Source organism: Rhodococcus qingshengii JCM 15477 (genome assembly GCF_023221595.1).
Taxonomy (GTDB): domain Bacteria; phylum Actinomycetota; class Actinomycetes; order Mycobacteriales; family Mycobacteriaceae; genus Rhodococcus_F; species Rhodococcus_F qingshengii.
In genome coordinates this window covers 1,107,241-1,124,406 of sequence record NZ_CP096563.1, presented here as the reverse complement: position 1 = coordinate 1,124,406, position 17,166 = coordinate 1,107,241, and the positions used below count along the sequence as shown (strand labels likewise).

18 protein-coding genes are annotated in these 17,166 nt (G+C 62.2%); 8 read left to right on the top strand and 10 right to left on the bottom strand.

Translation table 11 applies throughout. The features are described 5' to 3' along the window. Positions 1-39 precede the first annotated feature (39 nt). Entirely contained in the window at positions 40-690 is a 651-nt protein-coding gene (locus tag M0639_RS05105) for a DUF305 domain-containing protein (RefSeq protein ID WP_054188009.1), read from the bottom strand. Between the two features lie 216 nt (positions 691-906). Between M0639_RS05105 and M0639_RS05100 the strand changes: the two genes are divergently transcribed. Together M0639_RS05100 and M0639_RS05095 are read left to right on the top strand one after the other, a co-directional pair. Next, positions 907-1,620, top strand: coding sequence for a response regulator transcription factor (locus M0639_RS05100; RefSeq protein WP_007734457.1), 714 nt, complete (start codon positions 907-909; stop codon positions 1,618-1,620). Further along, positions 1,617-2,738 (top strand): sensor histidine kinase, encoded by a 1,122-nt coding sequence (locus M0639_RS05095; RefSeq protein WP_082893152.1) that lies wholly within the window; start codon positions 1,617-1,619, stop codon positions 2,736-2,738. The genes M0639_RS05100 and M0639_RS05095 overlap by 4 nt, the downstream gene beginning before the upstream one ends. Here M0639_RS05095 and M0639_RS05090 read toward each other — a convergent pair. After that, positions 2,722-3,012 carry a YiaA/YiaB family inner membrane protein gene (locus tag M0639_RS05090; protein WP_054800678.1) on the bottom strand — a complete coding sequence of 97 codons (291 nt, stop codon included), beginning with the start codon at positions 3,010-3,012 and terminating at the stop codon, positions 2,722-2,724. The genes M0639_RS05095 and M0639_RS05090 overlap by 17 nt on opposite strands. A gap of 163 nt (positions 3,013-3,175) precedes the next feature. On the opposite strand from M0639_RS05090, the gene M0639_RS05085 reads away from it, so the two are divergent. After that, a complete protein-coding gene (locus M0639_RS05085) occupies positions 3,176-4,384 on the top strand; it encodes a macrolide family glycosyltransferase (protein ID WP_064074137.1) in 1,209 nt (402 codons plus the stop codon). A 6-nt stretch (positions 4,385-4,390) separates the two neighbouring features. Here the strand turns inward: M0639_RS05085 and M0639_RS05080 are convergent, their stop codons facing one another. Continuing rightward, entirely contained in the window at positions 4,391-4,837 is a 447-nt protein-coding gene (locus M0639_RS05080; RefSeq protein ID WP_007734451.1) for a MarR family winged helix-turn-helix transcriptional regulator, read from the bottom strand. A gap of 57 nt (positions 4,838-4,894) precedes the next feature. Continuing rightward, positions 4,895-6,301 (bottom strand): aminotransferase-like domain-containing protein, encoded by a 1,407-nt coding sequence (locus tag M0639_RS05075; protein WP_042452643.1) that lies wholly within the window; start codon positions 6,299-6,301, stop codon positions 4,895-4,897. A gap of 138 nt (positions 6,302-6,439) precedes the next feature. Here M0639_RS05075 and M0639_RS05070 point away from each other — a divergent pair, with 138 nt between their 5' ends. Then, the gene (locus tag M0639_RS05070) at positions 6,440-7,660 is read left to right on the top strand and encodes a pyridoxal phosphate-dependent aminotransferase (RefSeq protein ID WP_003945423.1); all 1,221 of its coding nucleotides are present in this window, start codon (positions 6,440-6,442) and stop codon (positions 7,658-7,660) included. A gap of 79 nt (positions 7,661-7,739) precedes the next feature. Here the strand turns inward: M0639_RS05070 and purQ are convergent, their stop codons facing one another. Together purQ and purS are read right to left on the bottom strand one after the other, a co-directional pair. Then, positions 7,740-8,417, bottom strand: a complete 678-nt coding sequence (purQ, locus tag M0639_RS05065) for a phosphoribosylformylglycinamidine synthase subunit PurQ (RefSeq protein WP_003945887.1) — start codon at positions 8,415-8,417, stop codon at positions 7,740-7,742. Further along, positions 8,414-8,653 (bottom strand): phosphoribosylformylglycinamidine synthase subunit PurS, encoded by a 240-nt coding sequence (purS, locus tag M0639_RS05060; RefSeq protein WP_064074138.1) that lies wholly within the window; start codon positions 8,651-8,653, stop codon positions 8,414-8,416. The genes purQ and purS overlap by 4 nt, the downstream gene beginning before the upstream one ends. 165 nt (positions 8,654-8,818) lie before the next feature. Here purS and M0639_RS05055 point away from each other — a divergent pair, with 165 nt between their 5' ends. Next, a complete protein-coding gene (locus tag M0639_RS05055; protein ID WP_054781003.1) occupies positions 8,819-9,466 on the top strand; it encodes an MBL fold metallo-hydrolase in 648 nt (215 codons plus the stop codon). 8 nt (positions 9,467-9,474) lie between these two features. Here M0639_RS05055 and M0639_RS05050 read toward each other — a convergent pair whose 3' ends face one another. The 4 genes from M0639_RS05050 to M0639_RS05035 all read right to left on the bottom strand — a co-directional run bounded on the left by M0639_RS05050 (position 9,475) and on the right by M0639_RS05035 (position 13,364). Beyond that, positions 9,475-10,854, bottom strand: a complete 1,380-nt coding sequence (locus M0639_RS05050; protein ID WP_039973421.1) for an Ig-like domain-containing protein — start codon at positions 10,852-10,854, stop codon at positions 9,475-9,477. Positions 10,855-11,081: 227 nt separating this feature from the next. Beyond that, positions 11,082-11,786 carry a DUF2334 domain-containing protein gene (locus tag M0639_RS05045; protein WP_007734443.1) on the bottom strand — a complete coding sequence of 235 codons (705 nt, stop codon included), beginning with the start codon at positions 11,784-11,786 and terminating at the stop codon, positions 11,082-11,084. A 94-nt stretch (positions 11,787-11,880) separates the two neighbouring features. Next, positions 11,881-12,378: a glutathione peroxidase gene (locus M0639_RS05040; protein ID WP_064074139.1), complete on the bottom strand. Its 498-nt coding sequence runs from the start codon at positions 12,376-12,378 to the stop codon at positions 11,881-11,883. Positions 12,379-12,425: 47 nt separating this feature from the next. Next, positions 12,426-13,364 carry an ABC transporter substrate-binding protein gene (locus M0639_RS05035; protein WP_054781002.1) on the bottom strand — a complete coding sequence of 313 codons (939 nt, stop codon included), beginning with the start codon at positions 13,362-13,364 and terminating at the stop codon, positions 12,426-12,428. A gap of 122 nt (positions 13,365-13,486) precedes the next feature. Here M0639_RS05035 and M0639_RS05030 point away from each other — a divergent pair, with 122 nt between their 5' ends. From M0639_RS05030 to M0639_RS05020, 3 genes are all read left to right on the top strand, one after another. Further along, positions 13,487-14,467: a sucrase ferredoxin gene (locus tag M0639_RS05030; protein WP_248671223.1), complete on the top strand. Its 981-nt coding sequence runs from the start codon at positions 13,487-13,489 to the stop codon at positions 14,465-14,467. Positions 14,468-14,592: 125 nt separating this feature from the next. Next, positions 14,593-15,870 carry an acyl-CoA dehydrogenase family protein gene (locus M0639_RS05025; RefSeq protein WP_064074141.1) on the top strand — a complete coding sequence of 426 codons (1,278 nt, stop codon included), beginning with the start codon at positions 14,593-14,595 and terminating at the stop codon, positions 15,868-15,870. Further along, positions 15,867-17,090: an acyl-CoA dehydrogenase family protein gene (locus M0639_RS05020; RefSeq protein ID WP_064074142.1), complete on the top strand. Its 1,224-nt coding sequence runs from the start codon at positions 15,867-15,869 to the stop codon at positions 17,088-17,090. The genes M0639_RS05025 and M0639_RS05020 overlap by 4 nt, the downstream gene beginning before the upstream one ends. The last annotated feature ends 76 nt before the right edge of the window (positions 17,091-17,166 follow it).

Below are 17,166 nucleotides of genomic sequence, written 5' to 3'. Positions count from 1 at the left end.
TAGCCACCCGAGCAAGGTCACGCGGCCAAGGCCTCCTGTTCAACTCCCCTTCAACATCGCTTCCATCTGAGTGATTTCCGCCTGCTGACCGGCAATGATCGCTTCTGCCATCTTCTCCGCCGACGGGTCGAGCCCGTTGTCGAGTTCGGTCTGGGACATGGTGATGGCACCCTTGTGGTGCTCGATCATCATCGTCAGCCACAACTTGTCGAACTCCGCGCCACTGGCATCGGTGAGGGCGGTCATGTCGTCGGCCGACATCATTCCCGGCATCTCGGCCATCCCGACGCCGTGTCCCGCGTGCGCCGACTCATCCATGCCCTCCATCGAACTCGACGAAGGCTCGGGGCGTCCCCACTCCGTCAACAATTCGGTCATCTGAGCCATCTCCGGGCCTTGCGCTGCCTCTATCTGCGCTGCAAGAGAGAGAAGTTCGGCATTGTCGGTTCGACCGTCGACCATCCTGGCCATGTCCAATGCCTGCGCGTGATGCGGGTACATCCCTTCGAGAAACTCGATGTCGGCGGCATTGACACCCGCAGGAATCTCCGACTGTGCTGCAACACTGGTTGTTTCGGAAGAATGGTTGATGCTCTCCCCGGAGTTGTCCGAGCATCCGGCAATCAACAGTGCTGCCGCTGCCACAACCGGAACGAACCGCGCGGCGCTCTTCCTGACCGTCAAAGACATGTTTTCACTCCCGAGAATTGATTCTGTTCGATATGCACTGCACCACAATTGATTTGACAAGAGTGCTGCGCATGCACAGTTGCCACGTTACCGGCGAAAATCCACCGCGAAGCCCGATAACCGGCTCGAACAGGCTTCCTTCATCGAATCTTCACAGTCGAGTGGAAACCACCACGCGCCAGCAATGCAGACACGCAGTCGACTAACCTCGGTCTGATGAGCGCCGAACTACGACCTGGCGAGGAACCGGGGCGCGTTCTTGTCGTCGACGACGAGACTGCCCTCGCCAAGGTTGTCGCCAACTATCTGACACGCGAAGGATTCACCGTGCGCCTCGCCCACGACGGGCCGAGCGCAGTACGTTCGGTGCGCGAATTCGAGCCCGCGCTGATAGTGCTCGATCTAATGCTCCCGGGCTTCGACGGCATGGAAGTCTGCCGACGAATCCGTACCTTCTCCGATGCGTACATCCTGATGCTGTCCGCCCGCGGTGAAGAGTCGGACAAGGTGACGGGTCTGGCGGCCGGCGCAGACGACTACGTGGTCAAACCCTTCGGCCCCCGCGAACTGGTTGCGCGAGTGAAAGCACTGCTCAGACGGCCACGCGCGTCGAGTTTGCTGCCAAAAGTGCTGCCGACGCCTCCCGGTCTCGACATCGACGTCCTCGCCCGCACCGTGCATGTCGACAACCACCCTGTCGATCTCACTCCCACCGAGTTCGCGTTGCTCTCCGCGCTTGCATCCCGACCCGACGCTGCCTGGAGTCGGGCCGAGATCATCGCCTCGGTGTGGGGCTCGTCCTGGTTCGGGGACCAGCACATCGTCGACGTCCATGTGCGTGCATTACGCCGCAAACTCGGCGACGACGCGACCGATCCTCGGTTCATCAGAACCGTCAGGGGCGTCGGATACTCCCTGAGGTCGTCATGAACGCGGTCGTCATGAACGGGGTCGTCATGAAGAAACTCGGGCTACGCGGAAAACTGCTGCTGGCGCAGCTTGTCGTCCTGTTCGTCTCCTGCCTCGCCATCGCCGCAGTCGCCATTGCCGTCGCTGCCCCGCTCTTTCACAACCACCTCATGATGGCCGGCATCGAAGACTCGAATGTCCGTACCCACACCGAAGAGGCATTCGCTCAGACCATGACCATTGCACTGTTGTGCGGGATCGCGGTCGCACTGGTAGGCGCAGGCATCGCCGCGGTCTACATCGTCCGACGCATCACGGCCCCGATCTCAACGCTGGCGGAGGCGGCGCAAAGCGTCGCAGACGGGAACTTCGACGTGACTATCGGCAGGTCCGACGTAGATGCCGATTTCACGCGTCTCGAAACTGCCTTTGCCGACATGGCGGCACGCCTTGATCATTCGGATCGGGTCCGCAAACGCCTGCTTGCCGATCTTGCCCACGAATTACGCACTCCGGTATCGACTTTGGCTGCGTACGTGGACGGCATCGAGGATGGCGTCCTCCCCACGGACAACTCTTCATGGTCGGTCATGCGCGATCAACTCGAAAGACTGCGTCGGCTCTCTTGCGATCTGGCGGACGTCTCCGCGGCCGACGAACACGCTCTCGAACTCGATCGCCGAGACGAGAAGATCGACGACATCGTTTGCAGCGCAACGGCAGCAGCGGCGCCACGTTTCGCCGATCGTGGAGTCGAATTGACGACCGCGCTACCTCCGCAACCGATCACGGCCGAGGTCGATCGCCAACGAATCGAACAGATCCTCGCCAATCTGCTCGAAAACGCGTTGCGGCACACTCCGAGCGGAGGTTCGGTGACGGTGACACTCGCACGGGAAGGTGACCACCTCTCGGTGTCCGTCACCGACACCGGTGACGGAATTCCCGCAGACCAACTCGAATCAGTCTTCGACCGTTTCCATCGCGGTGATCGATCCGACGGTTCCGGTTTGGGGCTCACGATTGCGCGCAGCCTCGCGCTCGCACACGGCGGCGATCTGTCGGCGCTCCGAAACGAGCAACCTCTCGGCAGCACGCTGATCCTCACCTTGCCGACAGGTTTCAGGCTGCCGCTTTGAACGGATCGTGCTCGGCGATCAGCTTCTCGAGTCGAGCCTCGTCCACTCGAACCCTGACTGTGGATGCCTCCTGCTGATCACGAATCACCTTGGCCAACGTGAACGTACTGGTGACCAAGAACAGCAAGGACATTCCGAGAAATCCGCGTTGCCACGCATCGATCGGAAGATACGCAATTCCGAGGAGGGTGCCGACAAAACTGACGGCAAAGGCTATTCCGGCCTGAAGATAGAAGGCTGCAGTGGTCTTCGAGGGTGTTGTCGGTGCGCTCATGCTTCGAAGTCTGCTCGCCCATCCCGGCACTCGGATGCGTAGTCCTACTCGAGTGCGCACGGTACTTCCCCGGCAAAAATCAGATGCCGTCACCCATCCTGGTGGATAGTCTCGGTCCGGTATCCGGAGTTGTTCCAGAACAGTCAGACGGCAGGAGTGATCGATGACCCGCAGACATATCGCCATGGTGAGCATTCCGGCACCGGGCCACGTCAATCCGAGCCTGGCGATCATCGCGCGTCTCGTCGCCGCCGGTCACCGCGTCACCTATGCCAACGACGAGTCGATGCGTGAGATCATCGAGGCGACCGGGGCCGAATTCGCACCGTACGTCTCCACGCTGCCCAGCCTCGTCCCTTCTCCCGACGGCGCCGAACCGGAGAAGAGTTGGGACGGGGATCTGATCGATCAGTTGACGATTTTCCAGGACGATTACGAGTCGATGCTGCCGCAGCTACGCCGAATCTACGAAGACGATCGCCCTGACCTCTTTCTCTACGACATCGCCGGCATTCCGGCACGAATACTGGCTCAGCAGTGGGGCGTTCCCATCATCCAGTTGTCGCCGACGTACGTTGCCTGGGACGGTTACGAAGCCGACGCCGCACCGATGTACGACGAAATTCGTTCCGATCCGAGAGGCGTCGACCTGCTCGATCGGGAGACCCGGTTCTTCCGCGCCGAAGGCGTCGAGGTCGATCCACGTGAGTTCACCGGACGCCCACCCCGTGCAATCGTGCTGATCGCAGAATCGATGCAGCCCAACGCCGATCGCGTGAACCGCGACGTCTACACGTTCGTCGGCCCCGCACTCGAACCGAGCAGTCAACCTTGGGTGAACCCGGATCCCGAACGCAAGCTCATGTTGATCTCGCTGGGTTCAGCATTCACCGATCATCCGGATTTCTACCGCACCTGCGTCGAGGCTTTCGGCCAGATGGACGGCTGGCACGTCGTCCTCCAGATCGGAAAGCAGGTGCAGATCTCAGATCTCGGACCATTGCCCGACAACGTCGAAATACACCGTTGGGTACCGCAGTTCGCGATTCTGCAGCAGGCCGACGCGTTCGTGACCCACGCGGGTATGGGCGGATCCAGCGAGGGACTGGTGACCGGGACACCCATGATCGCAGTGCCGCAAGCCGTCGATCAGTTCGGCAACGCCGACTCGCTCGTCGACGCCGGTGTCGCAGTACGCGTCGACAGCGCTACCGTCACGGCAGTAGAGCTTCGTGAGGCGCTGACTCTGGTGAGCGCCGACGAGTTCCGCCGACGCAGCGCGGAGTTGGCAGAAGAACTCGCAGCGGCGGGCGGTGTGTCCCGTGCCGTCGAATTGATCGAAGCCGCTCTACCCGGCAGCGGGCCCGGATAATGTCTGCTACCAGTGCCAGGCGTCGCCGCCCACGTTCTTGATGGTTCGCTGCAGCACAGTGATGGTGGTGACAAACTCCTCTTCGGTGATTCCCTGCATCCGCTCTTCCTGCAGCATCTGCTGTACCCGCGCGGCGCGATCGAACTGCTCGGAGCCCGCATCAGTCGGGCGAAGGACAGACCCGTCTTCGCGCGCCCACCCCAGTTCGAGGGCAGAGTCGACGGCGTCATCGATCACGTCGGTGGATTCGTTCGGACCGATCGTCCGCAAGAGGACAGCGCGCTCCACCCCTTCAGGGTGCAGCGAAAGTTGGTGCAGGACCCACCACCCCGGCTGGGTGACGCCGATCGCTTCGAGTGCTCCGCGCGTGCGCGTGCGAATCGCTTCACCGGCTCGCGCGGTCCAGAATCCGATCGGCTGGTTGGCCGGTGGCTGCATCGCTTGTTTGTTCATGCACACGACGATAAAACCTCAACGGAAGTTCAGGTCAACCACCAGCGAGGTGAAGTTCTACATATGTTGCGTGATTGCTCGGCCGATAATGCGGGCGGCGTCGGGGAACTCACCCGGGTTCGGTCCGGCGTAGTTGAGCCGCAAGAACTTTCCAGTCGGTTCTGCCGGGAACCAATCGTCACCGGCCCCGACGATGACGCCGGCCGACCGGCAGTCCTGCACCACGCGTTCGACGTTCGTGGTGTCCGGGAGCCGAAGCCAGAGGTTGAGTCCGCCTTTCGGTACGGCGTCGAGGTGAGCGTCCGGCGCGTGCTCGCGCAGACTCGACACGAGGAGGTCGCGTCTGGCCTCCAGTTGGTGACGAAGCCTGCGCAAGTGCGTTCGCCAGGCCGGTTGGGTCACGACGTCGAGCGCTACCGCTTGCAGCATCCCGCTGACATACATCGAATCTGCCTGTGTATCAGCCAGAATCCGCTCGTACGCCGGCCCCCGAGCGATCAATCCGGCAACTCGCACCGACGGGGACACGCTCTTGGTCAGCGCACGAAGGTAGACGACGTGACCGCTGTCGTCTCGTGCAGCGATGGGGCTGGGATCTGCGGTGATTCCGAAGTCGAGCGCCGAACTGTCCTCGATGAGGAATGCGCCGTGCCGACGGACGGTGTCGAGAACCTTGTCAGCCAACGACGGCGACCACAGCGCTCCCGTCGGACTCGCGAAGCTCGGTTGTGCGTAGAACGCACGGGCACCGGTCTGTTCGAATGCACGCGAAAGCTCTTCAGGATCAGGCCCGTTGGCGCCGCTGGAAATCGGAATGACCGTGACTCCAGCCTGCGCGGCGGCCAGGATCGCTCCCCAGTAGGTCGGCGATTCCATGAGCAACGGACGTCCCTCCCCCACCAACGCGCGAAAGGACGTCGCAAGCCCACCCTGACTGCCCGGAAGTACAACCACGTCGTTCGGCCCCGGCGGAGTGATCCCGGCAGGAGTGGCGGAACCCAATTCGGAGGCAAACCAGGACTGCAGTTCCGGAAGCCCGGCAGCGAGGGGCCGATTGAACACGGCGTCGGTTCGCGTCGCCCTGGTGAAGGCTGCACGAACCAGACCTTCCGGCAACAGCTCTCGGGCCGGATAGCCGGAATGCAGCGCGATCACGTCGTTGGAGGTGGACTGCAGCGCCATGGGCAACTGCAGACGATAGTTCGGCGATCCGAGCGCCGCTGTCTGCCACCCGTAGTCGTTGGGTCGCACGACGCGCGCCGCGCGCACGAAGGTCCCCACACCGGGACGAGCCTCCACAACCCCCTGAGATACCAGTGTTCGCAGCGCCTTCTGCACGGTGACCGGACTCGCCCCGTGCAGGCTGACGAGCGACCGAGTGGACGGAAGCTTCGCGCCTGGAGGAGCCGTCGCGATCCACTCACGCAAGGCTGCGACAATCCTCGAACTGCTATCATTGGACATGTCGAATCATAGTAGCGCTACTCCTCTTTCGCCGCTAGCGCTATCGCGAATCAATGTCCGTTTCCAGACCGAACCCTGAGGCGCCCTTCTCATCTGAAACACAACTCGCCCACCCGAACCGGAGAGGTACGTAACCGCGTGAACACACCCATCGATCAGGCCCGCAAGCTCGAGAATGTCAGGTACGACATCAGAGGGCGAATTCTCGACAAGACCGAAGAACTCGAGGATCAGGGACACACGATCCTGCGACTCAACGTCGGCAATCCGGCCCCCTTCGGGTTCGAAGCTCCGGACGAAATCATGATGGCCATGATCCGCAATCTCCCTACCGCGCAGGGATATTGCGATTCTCGCGGACTGTATTCGGCGCGCACTGCGGTGGTCCAGTACTACCAGACGCGGGGTATCACCGACGTCACCGTCGACGAGATCTATCTCGGAAACGGTGTGTCCGAACTGATCACCCTGACGATGCAGGCCCTCTGCAATCCAGAGGACGAGATCCTGATTCCCGCTCCCGACTATCCCTTGTGGACGGCTTCGGTTTCACTTGCCGGCGGCACGCCCGTCCACTACCTCACCGATGAAAGCCAAGGCTGGGCACCGGACTTCGACGATCTGGAAGCTCGGATCACGCCGCGCACCCGAGGGATTGTCGTCATCAATCCCAACAATCCGACGGGCGCCGTCTACTCGACGGAGGTGCTGCAACGCTTCGTGGATCTAGCGCGCAAACACGATCTGATGCTCTTCGCCGACGAGATCTACGAAAAGATCGTCTACGACGGCCGATCCATGACAAACCTTGCGACGATGACCGGGCGAGACGTTCTGTGTCTGACGTATTCGGGACTGTCCAAGGCCTACCGCGTGTGCGGATTCCGAGCCGGATGGCTGGCCATCACCGGACCACTCGAGCGGGCGTCGAGCTTCATCGAAGGCATCAAATTGCTGGCCAACATGCGAATGTGTGCCAACGTGCCGGCGCAGCACGCTATCCAGACTGCACTCGGCGGACGCCAGTCCATCGAGGACCTGTTGCTTCCACAAGGTCGGCTGACGGCCCAGCGCGATCTCGCACACACCACGCTCAACAGCATCGACGGGATCAGTTGCCAACAGGCCGACGGGGCGCTGTACCTGTTCCCCAAGCTCGACGTCGACAAGTTCGGCATCGTCGACGACGAGAGGTTCGTTCTCGATCTACTGGAATCGGAGAAGATTCTTGTCAGCCACGGTCGCGCGTTCAATTGGATCGAACCCGATCACTTCCGGTTGGTGACTCTCCCCAACACCGACGATCTCTCGACGGCACTCGAGCGACTCGGCAACTTCCTCAGTTCCTACAGCCAGTAGCCCTGGGTACCGGGCCCACATACGACTGAACGCCGACCGGATTTCCGGTCGGCGTTCAGTGGTGAAAATCAGCAGGCGATCAGGCAGTGACGATCGCGTCGAGGGCCGAGTAGAACAAGCCCAATCCGTCGTCACTGGGACCGGTGAGAGCCTCGGTGGCGTGCTCGGGGTGCGGCATCAAACCGACGACCCGGCCGTTGGCCGAGGAGATGCCGGCGATACGACGCTGCGAGCCGTTGGGGTTCTCCTCCGAGTAACGGAAGACGACGCGGCCTTCGCCCTCGAGTTCGTCGAGAACCTTCTCGGACGCCTGGAAGCGACCTTCACCCGACTTGAGGGGGATGAGGATCTGCGCGCCGGCCTCGTATCGCGAGGACCACGCCGTGTTGTTGGCTTCGACCGTCAACCACTCGTCGCGGCAGATGAAGTGCAGACCCTGGTTACGGGTCAGAGCACCGGGCAGCAATCCTGCTTCGCAGAGGATCTGGAAACCGTTGCAGATGCCCAGGACCGGCATGCCGCCCTTGGCTGCTTCCACAACCTTGCCCATCGCGGGAGCAAAACGTGCGATCGCGCCGCAACGAAGGTAATCGCCGTACGAGAATCCGCCGGGAACGATGACCGCGTCGACACCCTTGAGGTCTGCATCGCCGTGCCAGAGTTCGACAGCTTCACCGCCGGCCAGGTTCACTGCCCGCGCCGCGTCGATGTCGTCGAGCGTGCCGGGGAAAGTGATTACTCCGATACGTGCGCTCATGCCTCGACTCGCCTGACGGTCCAATCCTCGATCACCGTGTTGGCCAGCAGGCCTTCGGCGATCTTCTCGAGTGCGGCGTCTTCGACACTGCCGTCGATCTCCAACTCGAACCGCTTGCCCTGACGGACATCGGATATTCCTGCAAAGCCCAGGCGAGACAGTGCCCCGACAATTGCCTGTCCCTGGGGGTCGAGAATCTCGGCCTTGGGCATGACTTCGACGACGACACGGGCCACGTGCTGCTCCTCGGTACTAGTGCGCGAACCCGGAGTGAAACGCTCGGGTGATGGCCAGTTTACCGGGCGGACCCGAGATGGTTCGCATCGAGTGATCGGGGCGTGACGGCGACCACCTGTGAAACCCGCCTGCGAGTCCCTTCGGGGCGGCGCATACTCGAAATCATGCGACTGACACATTTTGGCCATTCCTGTGTGCTCGTGGAGTTGAACGGCTCGAAGATCCTCTTCGATCCCGGCAACTTCTCGCACGGATTCGAAGGCATCACCGGCCTCGACGCCATCCTCGTGACACATCAACACCCCGATCACGCCGACCCTGCGCGGCTGCCCGAACTGGCCGAAGCGAATCCCGACGCCGTGCTCTACAGCGATCCGCAGACGGCTGAAAAGCTCGGTGGGCGCTGGACCGGCGTCCGGCCGGGCGACCGGTTCAGCATCGGCGACGTCGAGGTGACCGGAACGGGCGGAGAGCACGCAATCATCCATCCGGACCTACCGATGATCGACAACACCGCGTTCCTCCTCGGTGACGCCACCAACCCGGCACGGTTCATGCATCCCGGCGATTCCCTCTACGTCCCCGAACAAAAGATCGACGTTCTCGCCCTCCCCGCCGCCGCACCGTGGCTCAAGATCTCGGAGGCCATCGACTACCTCCGCGCGGTGGCGCCGCGCGTTGCGGTTCCCATTCATCAAGCGATCATCCGCGACGAGGCCGCAGGCATCTTCTACGGTCGCTACTCGGAAATGGCTGCCGACGGCACCGAGTTCCGAGTTCTCGACGAGGAGTCGAGCGTCGAAGTCGCCTGATTGGGTTCTCACGCACTCACATCGACGATGATCCAGCCGGTGCTCGTGCCACCGGCTGCGTCGGTGAGTGTGTAGAGAATCCTGTCGGTGCCTGCCTTCGTTCCGGCTTCGAACACCACTTCGCCGTTTTCGAGCTTCACGGTGCCACCGAGAAGTGACGTCGCCCCGACGCCGGTCACTTTGATCGAATCTCCGTTGCTGTCATGATCATTCGCGACGGCGTCGACGGTGACTGTGCCGCCTGAGCGGACCCGCGCGGTGTCGAGTGCGGCGTACGGCGGGATCGGGCTTGCCGTGTACCGACCGACGTCGTCGAGTCGAGCCGAGGCAACCTCCGCCGCATCGACGATGGCAGCGAATTCGGTGCCGTCGAAGCGCGAGAGGTCGTTACCGTTCATGATGGTCGATCCCTCGGCGCCGCCGCCGTGGTAGTCGTCGGCATAGAAGTTGTGGCCCAACTCGTGGCGGAGAACGCGGCTGAAGTTGCCGTCGGACTCGGCACCGACATGCGCGTAGCTGTGGTCGAGTTCGAACTTCGAGTAGTAGGCATTTCCGCCACCGGATGCGCACACGACGGTTGCCTGATCGACACTCGACCCGACCTGATCGGACCACAGATCTTCCAACTGCTCGAGATTTTCACAACTGCTCGAGTACGGATCGCCGGCGGAATCTGCCCGCAGGACAACTCGACCGAGGACCGGCCGAATCCCGACGTCTCTGATCCAGATGGCAGCGGTGCGGGCCATTGATTCCTCGGCCCGATCCAGAGCGACGGCGGCACTGCCTGCGCCGTGCGCGGAGTACCACTCGCCACTGAGGTCCAGTCCGACCACGAACTGCTTGACCGTCTTGCCGACCCTTGCGGCCGAGGCCGGCGCAATGGCCGCGGTGGGCCACTTGGGTTTTGCGTCGATCGGCGCCGTGCTGCGACCGACCACCTCGGATCCGACGAACTCTATCGAAACACCACGATCGAAAATCACCTGCCCGCGCAGTGTTCCGGCGGAGTCGACGATGGCCGAGACGATTGCGTCCGGACGCCCTTCCACGCTGCCGATGTACGAACGGGGCGCCGGGATCACCGCGTCGGTCAGCTCTCCGTCGCTGTCTTGCACAGCCATCGAGAACTCGGATCCCCGCAGGTTCATCTTGTGAAGGCGCAGTGTGAGTTGCTCACCTTCATCGTCGACGGTTGCGGTGCGGACGCCATCGCTCGATCCGCTCGATCCGCTCGACCCGCCGTCGACACTGCCCGTCGGCAGCGTGTGAACCGCGCCGGTCGGAGCGGCAGACGCGAGCGCCGGAACGAACGCAGCACAGACGACTGCGCCCACAGCCACGGCGACAAGACCCTCGGCCGACTTGGAGAACACTCTCGTGCGCATGGCGAGATCCCAATCCCATCTACTAGCGGCAGATTAACTGCACGCACTCTAGCAGTGGGAGAGTTGGCTGACCCAGCGCTCTAATTAATCGTCCGTTTTATGCGATTTTGACCCACTCTGCACTACTACCAGCAAGGAAGTGGAGAAACGCGAAGAGTCTGCCCGCTCGGACAACCCGGACAGACGACATAGTCTCGTAGCTATCAAATAGTTGCCAACTGCCGAATTCAGGCAGCGCCGAGCTCCTGAGACGGGGAGTTCCACCGATACACCTGCGAGTCGGCTTCGTGGAAGAGGGCAAGGTCGACGGCGTCGAGGACGGCCTGACGTGGGCCCTCGTTTCCCAACTGCTTGGCCGTGATCGACAATCTGACCAGCCCCCCACGTTTGGCGGCACGCCCGGCTCCGAGAACCAATGCGCGACACCACCACGGCTCGGCCTTGAAGCCTTCGCCGATCCCGAAAACCCTTCCCCGTTGCAAGGTTCCGCGGGTCAGATCATGTACTGCCCCGAGGCCTGCCATCGTGCGAAAGCCCGTCTCCGGCAACACCGACATGGCACCGGGCGATGCCACCCAGCGCGGCGGTGCGAACACCCGGGTCCGAAGGCCTGCATGCTCGAGAACGCGGTCCGCAGCGAGTAGTCGCAGTTTCGCTTCGTGCTTCGACAGAGTGGCGAACTCGGCTCGGCGACGCTTGGTCGCGGCCTGGTCGTAGCCGTGCAGAACGATGGCATCGCCGTGCTCGCGACGCTCACGCAGCCAAGCCGTCGTCACCGCGTCGTCGGCCAGTCGGTATTTGTCCTTCAGTCGCGGCGCCACCAGGAGCGACAAGCGGACACCTCGAGTGTCCATCTCGTCTGCGAATCCGGCAGCGAGATAACATGTCTCGTCTCTGATTCCGGATACCGACACGATCAGTTCTGCGGACATACTCCGATAGTGGCAGCTGTGGGTGAACAGCACACTGCCGCCGGATGATCATCCGGCGGCAGTTTTCAGCGCACCTACTGGTTCTTGGAAACCTCTAGTTCTTGGGAAGCGCAGCTTCGATCGCGGCGACAACCTCGGGTGCGTCAGGCTCGGTCCGCGGACGGAAGCGGTTGACGACGGTGCCGTCCGGTCCGATCAGGAACTTCTCGAAGTTCCACTGAATGTCTCCCGCAGCGCCTTCGGCGTCGGCCGCCTTGGTGAGCTCGGCGTACAGCGGATGCTGGTTTTCGCCGTTCACCTCGATCTTCTCGAGAAGCGGGAACGTGACGCCGTAGGTAGTGGAGCAGAACGTCTCGATCTCTTCGGCGGTACCCGGTTCCTGCCCCATGAACTGGTTGCACGGGATACCGATCACGGTCAGACCGCGATCGGCGTACTCGCTGGCCAGCTTCTCGAGCGCCGCGTACTGCGGGGTCAGTCCACACTTGGACGCGACGTTGACCACGAGGACGGCGCGGCCGTCGTATTCACCCAAAGAGGTGGGCACGCCACCGAGGGTGTTGATCGCGATGTTCTGTACTGGAGTTGTCATAGGCTCCAACTTAGCGACTCTCTCACGCACTGCTCCTTCGCGCACTGCTAATTCGACGCTCCGAGAATGCGATCGAGGTCGTCCAGAACGGTGAGGCCGCCGAGCGGTCCGACGCCGGTGATCCAGTAGGACATGTCCACCAGATGCGGGTTCGGGAAGAATCCGGCGTTGTCGGCCACGGCCTTCGGCATCGTGCCGGCATCGGCCGGTTTCGCGGAGGTGACCAGGATGAGGTCGGCGTTGGCTCCGGAGACGAATTCCGGGGAGAGGTCCACCGAGATCGAGTTCTCCCAGTCGCGTGCGGGAATCGTGAGTCCAGCACATTCGAGAGTGCTTCCGGCAAACGACGTGGGTCCGTACAGCGTCAGAACGTCGTCGCGTGGGCGGATCAGCTGAGCGGTCTTGCCCTCGGTGCTGTGCTTGCTCGCCACTTCCTCGCAGCGTGCCGTGTAGTCACCGAGCAGTTCACCTGCCTGATCGGTCTTGTTCAACGCCTCTGCGACGAACTGGACGTTGTCCTGCCACGGATCGGTCTGAGTTGCCATGTAGACGGTCGGTGCGATGGCAGCGAGCTGCTCGTACATATCACCGTGCCGCGATTCCGTTCCGATGATCAGGTCCGGGCTCAGTGCGACGATCTTCTCGAGGTTCGGTGCCGCGACGGTTCCGACCATCTCGATCTCCGCCGCTTTCTCACCGAGGTACGCCGGAACGCCGGTCGTCTCGCTGAGTACCGCGGTGCCCACGGGAATCACGCCGAGCGCTACCGACGTGTCGAGCTGAACCGGCTCGAGCACGACAACTCGCTGCGGATCCGTCGGTACGTCGGTAGTTCCGCGGGCGTGGGTGACCGCGTGCACGGTGTCGGCAGACTGACTGCCGGAATCGGTCTTGTCGTCACTGCCACACGCCGTTGTCGTTGCCACGATGGCGGCGAGGACAAAACCACCCAGCACGTACTTCGCCCGCGAGTTACTGCGTTTCATTCCCAACACTCCTGTTACCGACTGCTTTCGACCGTCACAGCCACGCGCATTCACCACGGCTGAGCAAAGGATTCACCATCCAATAGTCTGGTGAGCCTAACCTACGAGACTGGAGCCTCATCATGTCTTCCCTCCCCTGCCACAGCGACGGTGTCCTGGGGAAGGCATCTATGCAGTGCTTTCCGGAATTTGTCGCCAATCCGCAAACCAGTCGACGCCCTCACGCCTGTACACGGCAGTCGTCGACCGCCGGCGAACCTATGGTCGGTCGCGCCGGAATGACACATCTGTGGGTATTGATCGAGCACCCCGACCCCTGGCCGGCGTCCGCCCCTGACGACATTCTCCCCGTCGCGCTCACCGAAAAAATCTACGCAGCGCAGGGCCGTATCCGTGTCGTGGTGATCCGGCGGACCCGCAACCGCCGAGTCCTCACCCCGACGTGCGTACTCGCCTGGACGGACGGCACACGCCAATGGATGCGGGAAGGGTCGGTCGACCGATACGAGGACCTGTCGGTACTGCCGTTCGAATCGATGGCCACCGGAGCGGAACCCGACTTCGGCCGCTCCCGCACGGAACCGCTCTTCGCAGTCTGCACACATGGAAAGAAGGATGCGTGCTGCGCGGAACTCGGCCGCCCGGTCGTGGCGGCGCTGAACGCGGCACAGATCGCAGATGTGTGGGAATGCAGTCACATCGGCGGAGATCGTTTCGCGGCCAACATGATTGCGTGGCCCGCCGCAGTCTATTTCAGCCGACTGGACGGCAACTCCGCAATCGATGCAGCCGAAAAATACCAAGCCGGAGAATTGGAGCTGCTGCACCTGCGCGGCCGGGCGGCACTGTCACAGGCCGCTCAGGCCGCCGAACACGCAGTCCGACGCGCCACCGACATCGTCGCCACGGACGCACTCGAGAGCATCAGCGAGAGTATGGACGGAGAACACACGACTGTCGATCTTCGGTTGGAGGGGAGAGACTTTCGCGTCGTCGTTCGCTCCGGTCCTCCAGGGCTGCCGTTCCGACATGATTGTGGTGCCGGAGGGACCGTCGAATGGAGCGGATGGACCGTCGAGCACGTTCGCGAGCAACCCCACTGACCACTCGATTTCGACAAGAGTGCCCGGCAGGCCATCGAACCGAGATTTGCGCTGACTGACAACACTTCGAATCAGGTCGCGATGAAGGATCGACGCCCCTGGTGTTTACAGCTTGCATTCTTCCCATGACCACCGCACTGACGCCGAATGCCGTACCCCGGTCTGCTGATCCGATCAAAAGTGAGGTCGACTACGAAACACTGGCAGAGAAATTCCGTCCGATCTTCGCGGACATCGCACAAGGCGTCGTCGAACGCGAACGCGATCACGTGCTTCCCTTCCGACAGATCGACGCGCTCAAGAATGCAGGCTTCGGCGCCGTTCGGGTGCCGACAACACACGGTGGATCGGGTGCGAGCATCCCGCAATTGATCCGCTTACTAGTCGAGCTGTCGAGCGCCGATTCCAATATCACCCAGGCCCTGCGCGGACATTTCGCGTTTGTCGAAGACCGACTGGTCGCCGACCCCGGCCCGGAGCGTGACATCTGGCTCCGACGCTTCGCGGAGGGACAGTTGGTCGGCAACGCATGGACCGAAATCGGCGACGTTGCATTGGGCGAAGCCAATACCAAGGTCTCGCCCGCACCCGATGCCGACCATTTCCTGGCGAACGGGGCAAAGTTCTACAGCACGGGTTCCATCTTCGCCGACTGGATCGACCTGTACTCGCAGCGCACCGACACCGGCGCATTCGTGATCGCGGCGGTCGAGGCGAGACAACCCGGTGTCACACACAGTGACGATTGGAACGGGTTCGGTCAGCAGACGACTGGCTCCGGTTCGTCCGTCTACGAGGACGCAATAGTCCAGCCGGAGAACATCTTCGACTTCTCGACGCGATTCAAATACCAGACCGCGTTCTACCAATTGTTCCACCTCGCCACTCTCGCCGGCATCGCCAAGGCTGCGACGATCGAGATCTCTCGTCGAGTTGCCTCTCGTACTCGAACCTTCAGTCACGGCAACGCTTCGAGATACGCGCAGGATTCGCAGATCCAGCAAGTTGTCGGCGAGGTGTCCTCTGCTGCCTTTGCAGCCGAGGCCGTTGCACTGCACGCAGCACAGTCGTCCCAATGGGCTTACGAAGCCGCATTCTCCGGCTCGCCGGAGGAAGAGAAGGCCGCCAACATCGCAGCCGAAATCGATTCGGGGCGAGGGCAAGTCGCCTCAATCGGACTCGTCGTGCCGGCCACGGCCAAGATCTTCGACGCACTCGGTGCTTCCGGAGTCAGCCGCGACCTCGATCTCGATCGATTCTGGCGCAACGCCCGCACGGTCGCCAGCCACAATCCGGTCGTCTTCAAATCCAAAGTTGTCGGCGACTACGAAATCAACGGAACCGAACCGATTTACGTGTGGGCCATCGGGACCGCACCGACCGAAAAGGATGAACACGCATGACCGTGACCAGTGAAACCGAAGTCTTCGTCGGCGTTCCCGAAACATCCGAGGGCTGGATCGACCGGGCTCGCGAGGTGAGCAACATCCTTGCCGCCGACGCACTCGCCCGCGACCGAGCCGGCGAACCACCGTTCCGAGAAGTTCAGCTGCTCAAGGACAGTGGTCTTGTGACGCTCCTGGGCCCGGTCGAGTTCGGCGGCGGCGGGCAGCGATGGGAGACCGCCTACAAGGTGGTTCGGGAGATCGCCCGCGCCGACGGCTCCATCGGACAACTGCTCGGATACCACTACCTGTGGGCATGGGCAGCCAGATTGGTCGGAACCGATCCGCAGATCTCCGCTGTCGAGGAGCTGTACACGAGCAACCGATTCTTCTTCGGCGGCGCGGTCAACCCTCGAGACACCGACCTCACCGTCGCGGACCGCGGAGACACCCTGGTGTTCAACGGTGTGAAGTCGTTTTCCACCGGCGGCCGAGTCACCGACCTCACGGTGCTCGAAGGAATCATCGACGGAACTGCGACGCATGTGTTCGCAATCGTGCCGACTGCTCAGGACGGCATAGTCTTCCGCGGCGATTGGGACAACCTCGGGCAGCGCCTCACCGATTCGGGCAGTGTCGAGATCAACGACGTCGAGGTCGACTGGGCAAGTGCGGCAGGCTTTGTCGACAAGGAATTCCAACCTCTGGTCTACAACACCCTGAACTTCCCCGCGATCGAGATCGTGTTCGCGAACTTCTACCTCGGGATCGCCCGTGGCGCACTGGACACTGCGGCCGAGTACACCCGAACCCGTACGCGTCCATGGCCGTACGGCGGTGACAACCGCGAAATCGCAACCGACGAGTGGTACCTCCGTGAGGGCTACGGCGACTTGCAATCGAAGCTGTGGGCGGCGGAGGCCTTCGTGGATCAGGTCAGCCGTGAGGCCGACGCAGTGCTCCACGACGCTCGCGAAAACCTCACCGAGCAGGCTCGCGGCGACCTCGCCGTACGCATCGCGGCCGCAAAACTTCGCGCCGCCGACGTCTCCTTGGAGATCAGCAACAAGATCTTCGAACTGACCGGTGCCAGAGCCACGTCCAACGATGTCGGCCTGGATATCTACTGGCGCAACATCCGGACGCATACCCTTCACGATCCGCTCGCGTACAAGCGCCGTGAAGTCGGTAGTCGTTTTCTGACCGGCGAGATTCCCGAACCCACCTGGTACACATAGCACCCACGAACAGAAAGAGACCGTCGCACGGTTGGTGCGGCGGTCTCTTTCATCGTTACGACCAGGATCACTGATC

What these genes read in the sequence shown, in the direction of transcription:
- M0639_RS05105 (WP_054188009.1), bottom strand. Translation starts at nt 690, where the DNA reads ATGTCTTTGACGGTCAGGAAGAGCGCCGCGCGGTTCGTTCCGGTTGTG.
- M0639_RS05100 (WP_007734457.1), top strand. Translation starts at nt 907, where the DNA reads ATGAGCGCCGAACTACGACCTGGCGAGGAACCGGGGCGCGTTCTTGTC.
- M0639_RS05095 (WP_082893152.1), top strand. Translation starts at nt 1,617, where the DNA reads ATGAACGCGGTCGTCATGAACGGGGTCGTCATGAAGAAACTCGGGCTA.
- M0639_RS05090 (WP_054800678.1), bottom strand. Translation starts at nt 3,012, where the DNA reads ATGAGCGCACCGACAACACCCTCGAAGACCACTGCAGCCTTCTATCTT.
- M0639_RS05085 (WP_064074137.1), top strand. Translation starts at nt 3,176, where the DNA reads ATGACCCGCAGACATATCGCCATGGTGAGCATTCCGGCACCGGGCCAC.
- M0639_RS05080 (WP_007734451.1), bottom strand. Translation starts at nt 4,837, where the DNA reads ATGAACAAACAAGCGATGCAGCCACCGGCCAACCAGCCGATCGGATTC.
- M0639_RS05075 (WP_042452643.1), bottom strand. Translation starts at nt 6,301, where the DNA reads ATGTCCAATGATAGCAGTTCGAGGATTGTCGCAGCCTTGCGTGAGTGG.
- purQ (WP_003945887.1), bottom strand. Translation starts at nt 8,417, where the DNA reads ATGAGCGCACGTATCGGAGTAATCACTTTCCCCGGCACGCTCGACGAC.
- M0639_RS05055 (WP_054781003.1), top strand. Translation starts at nt 8,819, where the DNA reads ATGCGACTGACACATTTTGGCCATTCCTGTGTGCTCGTGGAGTTGAAC.
- M0639_RS05050 (WP_039973421.1), bottom strand. Translation starts at nt 10,854, where the DNA reads ATGCGCACGAGAGTGTTCTCCAAGTCGGCCGAGGGTCTTGTCGCCGTG.
- M0639_RS05045 (WP_007734443.1), bottom strand. Translation starts at nt 11,786, where the DNA reads ATGTCCGCAGAACTGATCGTGTCGGTATCCGGAATCAGAGACGAGACA.
- M0639_RS05040 (WP_064074139.1), bottom strand. Translation starts at nt 12,378, where the DNA reads ATGACAACTCCAGTACAGAACATCGCGATCAACACCCTCGGTGGCGTG.
- M0639_RS05035 (WP_054781002.1), bottom strand. Translation starts at nt 13,364, where the DNA reads ATGAAACGCAGTAACTCGCGGGCGAAGTACGTGCTGGGTGGTTTTGTC.
- M0639_RS05030 (WP_248671223.1), top strand. Translation starts at nt 13,487, where the DNA reads ATGTCTTCCCTCCCCTGCCACAGCGACGGTGTCCTGGGGAAGGCATCT.
- M0639_RS05025 (WP_064074141.1), top strand. Translation starts at nt 14,593, where the DNA reads ATGACCACCGCACTGACGCCGAATGCCGTACCCCGGTCTGCTGATCCG.
- M0639_RS05020 (WP_064074142.1), top strand. Translation starts at nt 15,867, where the DNA reads ATGACCGTGACCAGTGAAACCGAAGTCTTCGTCGGCGTTCCCGAAACA.